This is a genomic window from Lewinellaceae bacterium, from assembly GCA_020636135.1.
In the GTDB taxonomy this organism is placed as follows: Bacteria; Bacteroidota; Bacteroidia; order Chitinophagales; family Saprospiraceae; genus JAGQXC01.
Map to the genome: position 1 here is coordinate 2037469 of JACJYK010000001.1, position 14261 is coordinate 2051729.

Below are 14261 nucleotides of genomic sequence, written 5' to 3' on the forward strand. Positions count from 1 at the left end.
CCATTGGTAAACCGTTGCATATTATGATTGGACTGTTATCCTTAGTATATCACCGGATTGCTAATTATTACTCAATATGTCATCTATGATATTTGTTTACAACATGTCTTGGTGGATTAATGATTTAGCGAAGCCATCAATTCCTGGAAATAATGATTCTGCAGTAATATTCATTGACTTTAGCTGCATTAAGAAATTATTCCTTAATTCAATTGGTATAATGATTTTTCTAATTGTTTCGTTTTTACTAAAATTCATTTGATTAAGATTGTCCATAAAGCTTTTTCTAAATGCAGTAGGAGCTAAGAAAACGCCTTGTTGTATTGCTAATCTTGGGTTTTGTTTTTTTAATTCTATGTATAGGACAATAGAATCGTCATAATCTTGTTCTAGGTTTTCAAAATTATTCTCATTAATAATTTGATTGGCACAATTGTATATAGTTTCTAGTTTAGAATATCTCAAAAGATGGTTTTTTTGAAAACCTTTTTTTGAAGCTAACTTAATGCCTTCATCAATTAGCCATAGATCATTTATTGCCCAAATACATGCATCTGTTGTTGAGTCAATTAACGCAAAATACATGGCAATATATATTGATTGAGTAAAATCTAAGAGTCTGGTTGGTGTTCCATGATGTTGCATCAATGCAAGCCAAGACAATGTATCAAGTGATTCAGGAAGATTGTCAATGTAAAAATGTGCTCTTGACTTAAAAGTCCTCAAGCTTGATCTTTCTGCATATAATTTATCTTCCCATCCTCCTTCATTTGGATATATTAACTTATTTCTCTCAATTACCCGTGTTAATGAGGTTTCTAAATTCCAACTAGCATCAGCATGTCCCCGATATATCCACCCGCCGGCTTCAGGTTCCAATTTGATTATATCATTCCATGATTTTATTGTTATTTTGTGGATATACATATCGATATATTTTGTTAATCTAGGCTATATTGAAAACAATTATCGGAGTAATAATCTGTGTCACGAAATGATTGGGGCGTCTGTCCCTGACCTGCTTGTCCATCCAATAACAGGATGAAAACGATGAAAACAGGAATTTGCTTCATGACACCTGAGGATTTGGAAGGTTGCAGACATTGGCTTATGGATGCAAAACCTTGTTCAGTTCATCCTTAATGAGTCTTTTCCAGATGTCATACCCTGATTGGTTCATGTGCAATTGATCTGAAATAAAAAGATCAGCCCGTGGTTTTCCATCCTGACCAAGGTATTCGGCACTGGTGGCGATAAAATACAGATCCGGATGCTTATTGCAGTAGTCCTGCATCAGGTGGTTGGCTTCACGGATTTGATCCCAAACAGCCCAGCGGGAATTGGTTGGGGTAATTTCGATGAGGAAGATGGGGACATTCGGTTTTACTTCGCGAACCTGTTTTACAAAGAATTCAAACAACTTCAACACTTCTTTTGGTTTCTGGTCCTGGTCGGAACCGCTGATGTCATTAGCCACGAAACAAACTACGGCCTGAACCTCATGCGGAGCAACCAACCGCTTGGTAAAATGGATCAGATCGGTAAAATGCGCTCCGCCGTATCCACGCCGGATGGCTTCGTAAGGGGCCATGTCTTCTTGAATGTTCTTCCATAACCGGATGGATGAACTGCCGACAAAAAGTATAGCCTGATCCGAATAGTGTTCAGTCTGGTCCAGTGCTTCCAGGCCTTCAATTTCTTTCTCCCAGGGAGGTGCCGTATCCGCATATTTCTTCAGAGGCGAACATGCAGCCAGAAAAACCAACAATGGCAGCAGGAAATAAAAACGAAATGCACTTGGCATGGCCGGTAAGTTTGAGCATTAATATAGGATTTTCGCCGGAAATCCTGCCCGGTTACGATGGTTCAGAGAAGTATCTTGTCATCTATGCTGGCAAAATGTACCTTTGCGGTGAATATTTTAAATCGCTGCAATTGGTAAAAGAAAGGATTGAGCTCATGGCTCCCGCCGGAAATTTTGAATCCATGATGGCGGCTATCCAGGGTGGAGCTGATTCGGTTTATTTCGGAATCGAACAATTGAACATGCGCGCCCGCGCCACAATGAACTTTACCCTGGAAGACCTGGGTGAAATCGCCCGTGTTTGCAATCAGCATGGGGTCAAGTCCTACATTACATTGAATACCATCCTATACGATCATGATCTGAGCCTGATGCGCCGCATTGTTGATGAAGCGGCAAGTCAGGGCATTTCTGCGATCATTGCCTCGGATCAGGCTGCCATCGGTTATGCCAGGTCCAAAGGTGTGCCTGTGCATATTTCGACACAGGTCAATATCTCCAACATAGAGACCATCAAGTTTTATGCACTTTTTGCCGATGTGATGGTTCTGGCTCGTGAACTCTCTATGATCCAAATGCGTGAAATTACCCAGACCATCGAACGTGAAAAGATCACCGGACCTTCCGGGGAATTGGTACGGATCGAGGTGTTCGCTCATGGCGCATTATGTATGGCCATTTCCGGCAAATGCTATCTGAGCCTGCACACCCATAATTCGTCTGCCAACCGCGGGGTTTGTATTCAGAATTGCCGCCGGCAATATGAAGTCAAAGACCGCGATGAGGGCCATGAATTCCACATCGAGAATGAATACATCATGTCTCCGAAGGACCTGAATACATTGCCATTCCTGGATCAACTGCTGGATACCGGAATCGATGTACTCAAGATCGAAGGCAGGGGCCGTGCTCCGGAATACGTCAAGTCGGTGACCCAGGCATACCGGCAGGCTATCGATTCCGTGATTGCAGGAACCTTTACTCCGGAAAAAGTAGACGGTTGGATGAGCGAAGTGGAACAGGTCTATAACCGGGGATTCTGGGGTGGCTATTACCTTGGGAAGAAACTGGGAGAATGGTCTGATACGTACGGTTCAAAGGCAACTACTAAAAAGGTTTACCTGGGTAAAAGTCTCCATTATTTTCCTCGAGTTCATGTGGGTGAATTTAAGATGGAAAGCCATAAATTGAATAAAGGGGATAAACTGTTGATCACCGGACCGGTAACCGGTGTTCTGGAGTTTACAGCCGATGAGATCCGGGTGGATGATCAGCCCGTTGACACCATCGAACAAGGTGTATCCTTTTCCATCAAGGTGCCTGATAAGGTAAGGCCGTCCGATAAGCTGTACAAAATCGTGGATGCCTGATGATCGTGGTAACACAGAACCGCAAGAAATGCATCGGGTGTAATTATTGCGTGGAACTTGCTCACAATTATTGGCGAATGTCGAAAAAGGACGGAAAGAGTGTGTTGCTGAACGCCACGGAAAAACGTGGGATGTACAGTATCCGTCTGGAAGACGAAGCTTTTGAAGCCAATGAAGCTGCAGCGCAGGCATGCCCGGTCAGAATCATCCAGGTCAAGAAGATCAGTTAATCCGTCAGTATGGGTCACAAAATCAGGTTATTGCAGCTTTGCCTGGATCTCCTGTCTGAAAGACTGCATATTCGCATCGTTTGGATTGATGCGCAGATACTGTTCCACATCCTTTAAAGCTGCCTGGTTATTACCCATGGTATAGTAGGTTAGCGCCCGGTTTGACAGTCCGTCCAGGAAATTAGGCTGTAGTGATAAAGACTTGTTGAAATCGGCAATGGCTGGTTCGTACTGGCCGGCACTGGCAAGAGCAGCGCCACGGTTCGCATAAGCCAGGTAGTTATTGGGGTCCAGTTCAATAGCCCGGTTTTGATCTTTAATGGCCAGATCGGGTTTATTTTGTAGAAAATACAAATTACCCCGGTTGAGAAACCCTGTCGGATAACCTGGATTAGCCTGGATAGCGGCATTGTAATCTGACATAGCGCCTTCCAGATCTCCTGCTCTCTTTTTAGCCAGACCACGGTTGGAATAGGGAAGTGCTATCGTTGGGGTAGGTCCAGAATATCCCCTGGCATTCCGGTAATCAATGGCATCGCTAAACATGGTGACGGTGTCGTGCCAAACTTTGGAGCGCTGCCAGGTAAGCCCTGTCAGTAACAAGGCATAAATTCCAAACCCGGCATACAAGTATTTTTTATTCCACTGTAAACCCTCCGCCTTGCTGATAATTAATTGCACCAAACAGAGAAAAAATCCGATACTGGAAAGATACACATAGCGGTCCGCCATGATAACGTCCCGCACGGAGAAGATCTGCGAGAACAGGGTCAGAACGATATTAATAACAAAAAAAGCGATTCCAAAAAAGTAAAGCCGCAGGCCTTTACGCCAGGTGTAGTAAAGAAGCCATAATACAACTACTACGAAGAGGGGAGTGGCGTAAAAATAGCCGGGTGTTTCACCCTGAGGCGGATAGATATAGTAGGTGGAAAGGTGAACAGGCAGTACCTCTTTCCAGGCATAATTTGCAAATGCCATACAGGCAAATAATAACCGTTCGAGGATGGAGTAGGGCAGAGCGTTTCCCGTACCTCTCATGTCTCCGGCGACCCGCATGGTTGCCATCCCGATACCGAGTGCAATGATGAAAAAAGGGATCTTTTCGATCAATGCCTCCCTGGATAACCAATTGCGTTGCTGGAAATAATCGATCAGCATCAACAAGAGCGGAAGGACCACTGCCTGTTCTTTGCAAAAACCGGCTAGTAGGAAATAGACCAATGAAAGGTAGTACTGACTTCGGTGGCTGCCTTGACGATAGGTAAGATAACTGATCAATGAAGCCAGGGAAAACAGGCTATAAGTCCCAATTTTCATGGAGGCTGTGAGCCAGGCCACGGATTCGACCTGCAAGGTATGTACCGTAAATAAAGCACTGATGATGACAGCAATGTCATCCCGGCGAATCAGCTTCTTAATAAAAACGAAGACCAGAAAGCCATTCAGCAGATGCAGAATAATGCTGAAAAACTTAAGAGCACCCGGTTGTAATCCAAACATCTTTATCTCAAAAGCCATAATGGACATCGCAACCGGAGAATATTGATTTCCGATGTAACCACTAAAAAGGGATGGGAGGTCAAATCCGGTGAGGGGCTGATTTTGAGTGATGTATAACTCATCATCGTAATTGAGAAATTCACCCTGGAGGATGGGTGAATAGGCAATAAAACCTGCAACCGCTATGGCAACCAGGATAACCAGATTTGTCTTGGAGAAGAGAGTTGTTGACACAATGCGTTTACGGGTTGACCCCTTACTTTTTTTCTTTGGTTTTCCTTTCGTCATTCGATGTTTGGTTGTCTGATGTCCATTGGGGAGTTATTTCATCCCGGATAAAATAAAAAGGTCTGCGTTTGACCTCTAGAAATACCCTTGCCAGGTATTCTCCCATGATACCCAGGTTCAGCAGAATGACACCTCCTATGATGAGCAGGGTAAGTTGTGTTGAGGTCCATCCGGGTATCGTTTCCCCCCGGAAATATTGAGCCAGTGCGTAAACCCCGTAGGCAAATCCCAGACCTGAGATAATCACACCACTGTAGAAGGCAATGCTTAAGGGCCTGGCAGAAAATGAGGTTAGCCCCTTGAGACCGAAACCAATCATCTTTCCCCAACTGTATTTGCTTTGTCCCGAATGTCTCGCTTCAGCCTGAAATGGTACGATCGCCTGTCGGAAACCCATCCACGTAATCAGTCCCCGGTTAAATCGGTCGCGCTCCTCAATGGATAGGAAAGCATCCACGGTACAGCGGGTCATCAATCTGAAATCAGCGCCTGCCGGGGGAACAGGCATGTCACTCAGCCATCGGAGGAGCCGGTAGTATAACCTGGAACTGTATTTTTTTTGCCAGCTGGTAACGGCTGGATCGGTACGTTTGGTATTTACGATGTCGTAACCTGCCCTGGCTTTGTTTATCAATTCGGGAATCACCTCCGGAGGATGTTGCAGATCACCATCCATCGTGATCACGAGTGAACCGCGTGCGTGCTGCAGGCCAGCTAACAAGGCGGTTTGATGCCCAAAATTTCTGGAAAGTGATAGGTAGCCAATAGCCGGAAATACCTGATGCATCTGCCAGATGGTCTCTTTCGTCCCGTCATTGCTTCCGTCATCGACAAATAAGACTTCGAACGATAAGTTCAGAGTACCGAGTACCGGAAAAAGTCGCTCTCCTAAAGGCTGGATATTATCCTTTTCATTGTAGACGGGAACGATGACGCTGAGTACCGGTGAGCTTTCCATGTTCGCTTGCGATGCTATGGGAAAGGTAGGAAATAAATGGAAGGGTATTCACAAATGGCCCGGATCAATCCAATAATTGTTTAAGGATTTCAGCCGGCTTATGCATATCCACTTCGGTAGTAATAACCTTCATCTTTTCCCTGATTTTATCGAATCCAGGATGGTCAACGCTTCCCAAATGCGTGGTTCTCAGATTTTCCGGTTTGCGAAACTGCCCGCTGCGTACCTGCTGCCCGATCTGGTGATAGGCTTCCCGGAAGGATATGCCCTGAGTTACCAGCTGATTAACTGCATCGACACTGTATGCGAGCAGGTAACGTGCATCCTCTGAGAGATCCGCTTTAACTTCAATGGAACCAACCGCATAAATCATCAGATCCAGGATCTTCTGCATGGTGTGAAAGGCTGGAAAAATGATCTCCTTGAGTAGCTGAAAATCCCGGTGGTAACCGGCAGGCAGGTTTTGGATCAATTGAAGGATCTGCTGGGGTATGGTCACAAGTTTATTGGTCTTGGCCCGGATCAATTCGAATACGTCGGGGTTTTTCTTGTGCGGCATAATGCTCGAGCCGGTCGTCATCGAGACGGGTAGCGTGAAAAATCCGAAATTTTGGCCGTTGTACAGGCAAATGTCATAAGACCATTTATTCAGGGTTTGTGCAAGGCTGGCCAGGGCCATCCCGCAGAGTAATTCACTTTTACCCCGTTGTAGCTGGGCATGAATGCTGTTGATGTCAAGACGGTCAAATCCTAACAGACGGGTGGTCAATTCACGGTCGATCGGGAAGGATGAACCATAGCCTGCTGCACTGCCCAATGGGTTTTGGTTGATGATCCGGAATACCTGTTGAATCAATTGAAGGTCGTCGATCAGGTTTTCTGAATAGGCCCCAAACCATTGCCCAAAGCTGCTGGGCATTGCTACCTGCAGGTGGGTGTAACCGGGCATAAAAACATCCGCATACCGCTCTGCCTCGGCGATGCTTTGCTCAAATAAGGTCTTGATCTGCTCACCGGTATTTGCCAGTTGCTCTCTGAAAAATAATTTCAGGTCCGTCAAAACCTGGTCATTGCGTGATCGTGCCGTATGGATTTTTTTTCCGGCCTCACCTGCCTGCTCTGTCAGTAGTTTTTCTATCTGCGAATGGACATCTTCGATCCCCGGTTCGATTACAAAGGCGCCTTCCGATATCTGTTTATGGATAGCCACCAACCCCGCTTTCAGGTCCGCAAATTCTTTCTGGGTTAATAGGCCGGTTTGAGCCAGCATCTGTGCATGGGCGAGATTGACGAACACGTCGTACACTGCCAGTTCCAAATCAAATATCGGGTCATCTCCGACGGTAAAATCTTCTATCCTTGCATCAAGAGGGGTATCCTTTTGCCAGAGCTTCATGACCAGAAAGATTTGAGTTTATGTAGAAATGCCTGGTAACCCGACAAGCCGGCTTCCAGTTCGGAGTATAAGATGTATTCATCCGGTGTATGCGATCGTGCACTTTCTCCCGGACCTAATTTTAAGGTCGGGACAGAGATGAGGGCCTGATCGGAGAGAGTAGGTGATCCGTAGGCCGGCCAACCCAATTCTTTACCGGCTAGGAATAACGGGTGGCCTTCGGGCAGATGAGAAGGTCTGAGTCTTAAAGATCGGGGTGAAAGCCTGGCATTTAATTTTTTCGACAGCGTGTCCAGGATCTCCTCGAAAGTGTAGAGATCATTTACGCGAATGTCGACCACATAGTGACATACGGCCGGAACGACATTATGCTGTGTCCCGGACTGGATCATGGTTACCGTCATTTTGACCGGCCCCAGCCAGGGGGAGACTCTGGAGAACTTCCAGTTCCGGATTAGTTCGATATCTTCCACTGCAAGATAAAGGGCATTGACACCCTCGTCACGGGCCGCATGTCCGGACTTTCCTTCCGCATGAGCATCAATGACCAGCAAACCTTTCTCTGCAACTGCCATCTTCATACCGGTGGGTTCTCCCACAATGCCGGCATCTACCACTCCGAGGTCCTTCCATACACTTTCGATTCCTCCTTTTCCACTGATCTCCTCCTCTGCTGTGCAAGCCAGGATTACATTAAATCCCAAGTCTTCGTTCTGAACATTTAAGAAGGCATGTATGAGGCTGACGAGGCACCCGCCAGCATCGTTGCTCCCCAGTCCAATCAGGCGGTCATCCTGTCTCACAACTTCATGGGGGTTATGCGTCCAGTTACCCTGCGGTTTGACGGTATCGATATGTGAATTCAGCAATAATGTTTTGCGCTCCTCTCCCCAGGATCTCCCGCGCAGGATCAGGTTGTTACCAACCCTTTCAGGTATTGTGCCTGCATCAAGGAGGTATTGTTCGAGCAAATCGGCTACTTCTTTTTCCTCTTTACTGTATGATGGAATGGTAATCAGCTTTTCGAGCAGACGGATGCTATGTTCAGCGGTATACACCTTCATAGCTATCGTATCAGTGTGCCTTTGGCTTGCTGGTCGGGAGTGCGAATGGTGTTGGAGATCCAGATGGAGCGGATCCCTTTTTCGATGGCAAGGAACGCGTTGTCAAGTTTGGGGATCATTCCTCCCTGAACTATTCCTTCTTTTTTGTATTTCAGGTAAGATGCATGTTCCAGGAAAGGTAATGTTGACGAAGGGTCTTCAACATTTTTGAGAACTCCTGGTGTATCGGAAATGTATTGTAAGTGGATGCTGTAATCATTGAGAAGGGCTAATCCAAGTTGAGTAGCTATGCTGTCCGCATTGGTATTCAGCAGTTGATCTTTTCCATCGTAAGTAATGGCACAAAAGACGGGAACCCAACCAAGCTGGATGATCTGAATAACGCGGTCGGTCTGGATCTGGTCGATGTCACCTACAAATCCAAAATCGATGGGTTCGGGAGCTCTTTTTTTGGATACGATCAGATTCAAATCGGCTCCGGAGAGTCCGATTGAACGAATTTTATGACCGTTGAGCCAGGCAGATATCCGCTTATTAAGCAAGCCGGCATAAACCATCACGGCAATATCCAGAGTTGCTTCATCTGTCACCCTTCGACCATCGATCATTTTGGGTTCCAGGCCTAATTTCCTACTGAGTTCAGAGGCTTGTTTACCTCCGCCATGAATAAGGATCTTATTTCCGGGCAGAGAGCTGAATCCTTTGAGGAGTTGCTCCAATTTTTCCTGGTCATCAATTAATGCTCCACCTATCTTAACAACATGAAGTGCTGGGTTATCTTTCATGGCTGTTCACATCAGTAATTCGGCTAAGACCGCTTGCGCTGCATAGATACGATTTTCTGCCTGATCAAGCACTATCGAGTGCTTACTATCAATCACTTCATCTGCGACTACGACATTACGGCGTACAGGCAGACAATGCATGAAACGGGCTTTATTGGTACGGGCCATCTTTGCATCATTCAGCGTCCAGGATTTAAGATGTGGGGCGGTGGCACCATAATCGAGGTAGCTGCTCCAGTTTTTCACATATACGAAGTCTGCCCCTTCCAATGCACGATCCTGGTCAAAATCCACTTCTGTCTTACCTACAATATCGGAACGGAGGTCAAATCCTTCGGGATGCGTCACCACCAGGTCTACATCCATGCGTTGCATACCCTGGATGAATGAGTTAGCCACTGCCTGGGGTAATGCCCGTGGATGAGGAGCCCAGGATAAAACAACTTTCGGCCGATGATCCGGATGATATTGCCGGATGGTCACCGCATCGGCCAATGCCTGCAACGGATGTCCGGTAGCTGATTCCAGGTTAAGCATGGGAACCTGGGTATGACGGGCAAACTGATTGATGACAAAATCGGTATAATCGGCTTCACGGTCCTGTAAACTGGCAAAGGATCGCAAACCGATTATATCGGCAAAACGGCTCATGACACCGGCGGCTTCACGAATGTGTTCTGCTTTATTGCCATCCATGATGACTCCATCCTCAAACTCTAGCGCCCACCCCTGTGCGAGATCCATGGTGATGACTTCCATGCCCAGCCGTTGCCCGGCGATTTGGGTACTCAATCGCGTCCGTAAACTGGGATTGTAAAACAATTGAAGCAGGGTGCGGTGTTTACCCAGGGCAGCATCTGCGTGAGGGTTTCTCCGGTAAAAGTCTGCCCGGTCCAACAGATAACTCCAATTGGGTGCGTCGGCTACCGTCAGATATTGTTTCATATGGCCGTCGTTGAACTGAGTAATTCGGTAAATGCCTGAACAAACTCGTTTAGCTGAACTTTTTGGATGGTCAATGGCGGCAGAATCCTGATCACATTGGCATCGGAAGCACTTCCGGTAAATATGTGTTTGTCAAACAGCAATTGCTTCCTCAATGCGGCGACCGGTGTTTCCAGTTCGATACCGATCATCAAACCGCGACCGCGGACTTCAACCAAACCAGGAAGTTCCTTCAGGACGTCCATCAGATAGTTACCCAATTGATCAGCTTTATCGATCAGTTTTTCCTTCTCCATGACTTCAAGCACCGCAATACCTGCTGCGCAGGCAAGGTGACTTCCCCCAAAGGTGGTTCCCAGCATGCCATGCCATGGCTTGAACCGGGGATGGATCAGGACACCTCCGATTGGAAATCCATTCCCCATACCTTTTGCGACCGTGACTATGTCAGGCTCCAGGTCGGGGATCTCCTGATAAGCAAAAAAACGGCCACTGCGGCCATAACCGCATTGGATCTCATCGCTGATAAAAACGGTATCGGTTTCCCGGCACCATTGGCGTACTTGACTTAAAGCCTCACGATCAGCAAGGTGGATGCCGCCAATTCCCTGGATGGCTTCTGCGATGAAAGCAGTGAATTTCTGCGTGTAAAGCAGATTACGTATTTGATCCAGATCATCAAAGTCGACATACGTTACATCAACTCCACGGTTGATCGGGGCCTGGATTTTCAGATTGTCCGTGGCCCGAACTGCAGCACTGGTCCGGCCATGGAATCCCTTATGCAAGGCCATCACAGCGGTCCGCTCATTGTGGAAGGATGCTAATTTGAGTGCATTTTCGTTGGCTTCGGCGCCGGAGTTAATGAGAAACAACTGATAATCGTTCAGCCCCGAGAGATAACCCAGACGATCAGCCAATTCCTGCTGCAGGCGATTTTTTACCGAATTGGAATAAAACCCAAGTTGTGAGACCTGTCGGGAGATGGCTTCCACATAGGTGGGATGGGCATGACCGATGGAAATGACCGCATGTCCTCCATAAAGATCGAGGTAGCGGTTGCCGGAAGCATCGTAAACATATGTTCCGCAACCTTTGACAGGTTCTATGTCGTAGAGGGGATATACATCAAATAACTTCATAACTCGTGTGTGTTAGAATGCGGAAGGTTTTAGCAGTAATCCGGTTGTCTCGGGTATCCCAAACTGTATATTCATATTTTGGACTGCCTGACCTGATGCACCTTTGATTAAGTTATCTATCATGCTGATAATTAGTAAATTATCATCAATTACTTCAAGTCCTACCAGGCATTTATTGGTATTTACAACTTGTTTGAGGTCGATCGTTGTATTGGTCGTATGGACAAATGGATGATCCTGGTAAAAGGCTTCATACATTTGTTTAGCTTCTTTGGTGGTCCCGGCATAGGGGACGTACATCGTAGCAAAAATGCCCCGGGTGAAATTACCACGGACAGGAATGAAGCGCAATTTAGGAGTCGGTGAAGTTCCCACCCAGTCCAGTGTCTCCAGGATTTCAGCCTCGTGTTGATGCCTGAAAGGTTTATAAACAGAAACGTTGTTGTCACGCCATGTAAAATGGGTGGTTTCTGACAAGGCCTGGCCGGCACCGGTAGAACCAGTGATGGCCTGGATGTGTACCTCTGCAGGCAATTTACCAGATGCGGCTAGTGGCAGGAGACCCAATTGAATGGCCGTGGCGAAACATCCTGGATTTGCAATTTTTTGTGCACTGGCAATCTGATCACGGTACACTTCCGGCAGGCCGTATACGAAACCGTGGTCGCCACTACGTCCCAGACGGAAGTCGTGGCTTAAGTCGATAATCTTAGTCTCAGATGGAAACATGTGCTGATCCAGATAAGCTTTGGAACGGCCATGACCCATGCACAGAAAAACGACATCGGCATCCGAATCCGGTTCGCTGACAAAGGACATATCCAGGTCACCAAGTAGATCATTATGAGCAGAATGAATTGGTTTGCCCGCCTGGCTTTCGCTTACTGCCCACACCAGGGTTGCATCCTGATGCCCCAGTAGTAGCCGGATCAGTTCACCCCCGGTATAACCGGCAGCGCCGATGATACCAACCCGGATCATGTTTTTATTTTTTCTTCCTGATGCAGGGAGAAGTATAATTTGGATGCATTGCCTAATACCGTTGTGAACCCTTTGACGTCGTCTCCTGTCCAGGCATTGTTCATCTCACCGTACTGGCCAAATTTGGTCTGCATCAGATCGTATGGAGTACGCACACCAAGGCATTCAAAACGATGTGGATACAACTTGACTCGGACATCGCCGGTAACATGCTTCTGGGTATCCGTCAGGAATGTTTCGATATTACGCATCACCGGATCGAGGAACTGAGCTTCGTGCAGGAACATGCCATACCAGTTGCCTAATTGCTCTTTCCAGTATTGTTGCCACTTGCCCAGGGTATGTTTCTCCAGCAAGTGATGTGACCGGATGATAATTAATGCAGCTGCGGCAGCAAAGCCAACCCGGCCTTTAATGCCGATGATGGTGTCGCCGACGTGCATATCACGTCCTACACCGTAAGGTGTTGCAATGGCTTCCAAAGCTTCGATGAGTTGTACGGGATGGTCAAATTCCTTGCCATCGAGGGATGACGGCTCACCGTGGGTAAATCCCAGGACAACTTCCCGGACTTCGTGAGCAGTGGCCGGCTTGGGCCATGCCTCTTCAGGCAATCCCTGATCGGATGTTAAGGTTTCTGCGCCGCCGACGCTGGTACCCCAGATTCCCTGGTTGATGGAATATTTTGCTTTTTCCCAGCTCCAGGACACACCATGTTTTTCGAGATAGGCGATCTCTTCCTGCCGGCTTAATTTCAGGTCCCGGATTGGGGTGATGATTTCGAGGTTGTTACCCAATACCTCAAAAGCAAGGTCAAAACGAACCTGGTCATTGCCGGCACCGGTGCTTCCATGGGCTACATATTTTGCACCGCTTGCATTCGCATAGCGCACGATGGCCAGCGCCTGAAACATACGCTCGGCACTTACGGACAGTGGATAGGTTTGATTTCTAAGTACGTTGCCGAAGATCAGGTACTTCAGGCATTGATCGTAATAATCCCGGGTCGCATCGATGACTTCGAAGTGAACCGCTCCTAATTGCATGGCTTTTTCGCGAACAGTCTCAAGTTGTTCGTGGGAATATCCTCCGGTCTGGACCAGAACCGCATGAACGTCAAGTCCTTTTTCTTCTTTGAGGTATTTTACGCAAAATGAAGTATCCAGGCCGCCACTATACGCCAGAACCACATGTTCTTTGGTCATTACTCTACAGGATTTGGTTGAAGGATCAGATGGGATAAGTCCAGATGAGGCGCCTCTTCTTTAGAAGGCGCGAGCATGCCGGTGCATAGACACATGCGTCGCTCATTGCGCTCCAGGATATCGTAATTAGGACAGCTTTTGCATGCGTCCCAAAATTCGGTATCCTGGGTCAATTCTGAAAAGGTAACTGGCTTGTAACCTAATTCCGAATTGATTTTCATCACGGCCAGGCTGGTGGTGATACCGAATACCTTGGCACTAGGGTATTTATCCCGCGCCAGTTGGAAGGCACGCACCTTAATCATCTTGGCCAATCCTTGTTTTCGGTAGGCATTTTTAACGATCAATCCGGAGTTGGCGACGTATTTATGATGTGACCAGGTCTCGATGTAGCAAAATCCGATCAGCAATGTTCCGTCCAGGGCGATAATCGCATCGCCATTAAGCATTTTCTTTTGGAGATACTCCGGTTTTCGCAAAGCAATCCCGGTTTTGCGCTCTTCAGCAGAAAGACGATACATTTCAACCAGTTCTTCCACATAGGGAAGATGGGTTGCATTGGCAATAGTTAGTTGAATGGACATCTTTAG

At 47.0% G+C, this 14261-nt stretch carries 14 protein-coding genes; 2 read left to right on the forward strand and 12 right to left on the reverse strand.

Annotated features, from left to right (window positions below; translation table 11 throughout):
* Window positions 1-96: 96 nt before the first annotated feature.
* Window positions 97-927 carry an FRG domain-containing protein gene (locus H6570_07590; GenBank protein ID MCB9319126.1) on the reverse strand — a complete coding sequence of 277 codons (831 nt, stop codon included), beginning with the start codon at window positions 925-927 and terminating at the stop codon, window positions 97-99.
* Between the two features lie 181 nt (window positions 928-1108).
* Window positions 1109-1804 (reverse strand): hypothetical protein, encoded by a 696-nt coding sequence (locus tag H6570_07595; protein ID MCB9319127.1) that lies wholly within the window; start codon window positions 1802-1804, stop codon window positions 1109-1111.
* A 95-nt stretch (window positions 1805-1899) separates the two neighbouring features.
* On the opposite strand from H6570_07595, the gene H6570_07600 reads away from it, so the two are divergent.
* Window positions 1900-3174 (forward strand): U32 family peptidase, encoded by a 1275-nt coding sequence (locus H6570_07600; GenBank protein ID MCB9319128.1) that lies wholly within the window; start codon window positions 1900-1902, stop codon window positions 3172-3174.
* Entirely contained in the window at window positions 3174-3404 is a 231-nt protein-coding gene (locus H6570_07605) for a ferredoxin (protein ID MCB9319129.1), read from the forward strand. Before H6570_07600 ends, H6570_07605 begins: the two co-directional genes overlap by 1 nt.
* 27 nt (window positions 3405-3431) lie before the next feature.
* On the opposite strand, the gene H6570_07610 is transcribed toward H6570_07605, so the two are convergent.
* The 10 genes from H6570_07610 to H6570_07655 all read right to left on the reverse strand — a co-directional run bounded on the left by H6570_07610 (window position 3432) and on the right by H6570_07655 (window position 14255).
* The gene (locus tag H6570_07610; protein ID MCB9319130.1) at window positions 3432-5195 is read right to left on the reverse strand and encodes a tetratricopeptide repeat protein; all 1764 of its coding nucleotides are present in this window, start codon (window positions 5193-5195) and stop codon (window positions 3432-3434) included.
* A complete protein-coding gene (locus H6570_07615; GenBank protein ID MCB9319131.1) occupies window positions 5164-6153 on the reverse strand; it encodes a glycosyltransferase family 2 protein in 990 nt (329 codons plus the stop codon). The genes H6570_07610 and H6570_07615 overlap by 32 nt, the downstream gene beginning before the upstream one ends.
* Window positions 6154-6217: 64 nt before the next feature.
* Window positions 6218-7549 carry an argininosuccinate lyase gene (argH, locus tag H6570_07620; protein MCB9319132.1) on the reverse strand — a complete coding sequence of 444 codons (1332 nt, stop codon included), beginning with the start codon at window positions 7547-7549 and terminating at the stop codon, window positions 6218-6220.
* Window positions 7546-8613 (reverse strand): M20/M25/M40 family metallo-hydrolase, encoded by a 1068-nt coding sequence (locus H6570_07625; GenBank protein MCB9319133.1) that lies wholly within the window; start codon window positions 8611-8613, stop codon window positions 7546-7548. The genes argH and H6570_07625 overlap by 4 nt, the downstream gene beginning before the upstream one ends.
* 2 nt (window positions 8614-8615) lie before the next feature.
* Window positions 8616-9398, reverse strand: coding sequence for an acetylglutamate kinase (gene argB, locus H6570_07630; protein MCB9319134.1), 783 nt, complete (start codon window positions 9396-9398; stop codon window positions 8616-8618).
* A 6-nt stretch (window positions 9399-9404) separates the two neighbouring features.
* Complete coding sequence (locus H6570_07635; protein ID MCB9319135.1) at window positions 9405-10343, reverse strand: N-acetylornithine carbamoyltransferase; 939 nt, start codon at window positions 10341-10343, stop codon at window positions 9405-9407.
* Entirely contained in the window at window positions 10340-11485 is a 1146-nt protein-coding gene (locus H6570_07640) for an aminotransferase class III-fold pyridoxal phosphate-dependent enzyme (protein MCB9319136.1), read from the reverse strand. Before H6570_07640 ends, H6570_07635 begins: the two co-directional genes overlap by 4 nt.
* A gap of 12 nt (window positions 11486-11497) precedes the next feature.
* Complete coding sequence (locus H6570_07645) at window positions 11498-12466, reverse strand: N-acetyl-gamma-glutamyl-phosphate reductase (protein MCB9319137.1); 969 nt, start codon at window positions 12464-12466, stop codon at window positions 11498-11500.
* Window positions 12463-13671 carry an argininosuccinate synthase gene (locus H6570_07650; protein ID MCB9319138.1) on the reverse strand — a complete coding sequence of 403 codons (1209 nt, stop codon included), beginning with the start codon at window positions 13669-13671 and terminating at the stop codon, window positions 12463-12465. The genes H6570_07645 and H6570_07650 overlap by 4 nt, the downstream gene beginning before the upstream one ends.
* Window positions 13671-14255, reverse strand: a complete 585-nt coding sequence (locus H6570_07655; GenBank protein ID MCB9319139.1) for a GNAT family N-acetyltransferase — start codon at window positions 14253-14255, stop codon at window positions 13671-13673. The genes H6570_07650 and H6570_07655 overlap by 1 nt, the downstream gene beginning before the upstream one ends.
* Window positions 14256-14261 lie beyond the last annotated feature (6 nt).

What these genes read in the sequence shown, in the direction of transcription:
- H6570_07590 (MCB9319126.1), bottom strand. Translation starts at nt 927, where the DNA reads ATGTATATCCACAAAATAACAATAAAATCATGGAATGATATAATCAAA.
- H6570_07595 (MCB9319127.1), bottom strand. Translation starts at nt 1,804, where the DNA reads ATGCCAAGTGCATTTCGTTTTTATTTCCTGCTGCCATTGTTGGTTTTT.
- H6570_07600 (MCB9319128.1), top strand. Translation starts at nt 1,900, where the DNA reads ATGTACCTTTGCGGTGAATATTTTAAATCGCTGCAATTGGTAAAAGAA.
- H6570_07605 (MCB9319129.1), top strand. Translation starts at nt 3,174, where the DNA reads ATGATCGTGGTAACACAGAACCGCAAGAAATGCATCGGGTGTAATTAT.
- H6570_07610 (MCB9319130.1), bottom strand. Translation starts at nt 5,195, where the DNA reads ATGACGAAAGGAAAACCAAAGAAAAAAAGTAAGGGGTCAACCCGTAAA.
- H6570_07615 (MCB9319131.1), bottom strand. Translation starts at nt 6,153, where the DNA reads ATGGAAAGCTCACCGGTACTCAGCGTCATCGTTCCCGTCTACAATGAA.
- argH (MCB9319132.1), bottom strand. Translation starts at nt 7,549, where the DNA reads ATGAAGCTCTGGCAAAAGGATACCCCTCTTGATGCAAGGATAGAAGAT.
- H6570_07625 (MCB9319133.1), bottom strand. Translation starts at nt 8,613, where the DNA reads ATGAAGGTGTATACCGCTGAACATAGCATCCGTCTGCTCGAAAAGCTG.
- argB (MCB9319134.1), bottom strand. Translation starts at nt 9,398, where the DNA reads ATGAAAGATAACCCAGCACTTCATGTTGTTAAGATAGGTGGAGCATTA.
- H6570_07635 (MCB9319135.1), bottom strand. Translation starts at nt 10,343, where the DNA reads ATGAAACAATATCTGACGGTAGCCGACGCACCCAATTGGAGTTATCTG.
- H6570_07640 (MCB9319136.1), bottom strand. Translation starts at nt 11,485, where the DNA reads ATGAAGTTATTTGATGTATATCCCCTCTACGACATAGAACCTGTCAAA.
- H6570_07645 (MCB9319137.1), bottom strand. Translation starts at nt 12,466, where the DNA reads ATGATCCGGGTTGGTATCATCGGCGCTGCCGGTTATACCGGGGGTGAA.
- H6570_07650 (MCB9319138.1), bottom strand. Translation starts at nt 13,671, where the DNA reads ATGACCAAAGAACATGTGGTTCTGGCGTATAGTGGCGGCCTGGATACT.
- H6570_07655 (MCB9319139.1), bottom strand. Translation starts at nt 14,255, where the DNA reads ATGTCCATTCAACTAACTATTGCCAATGCAACCCATCTTCCCTATGTG.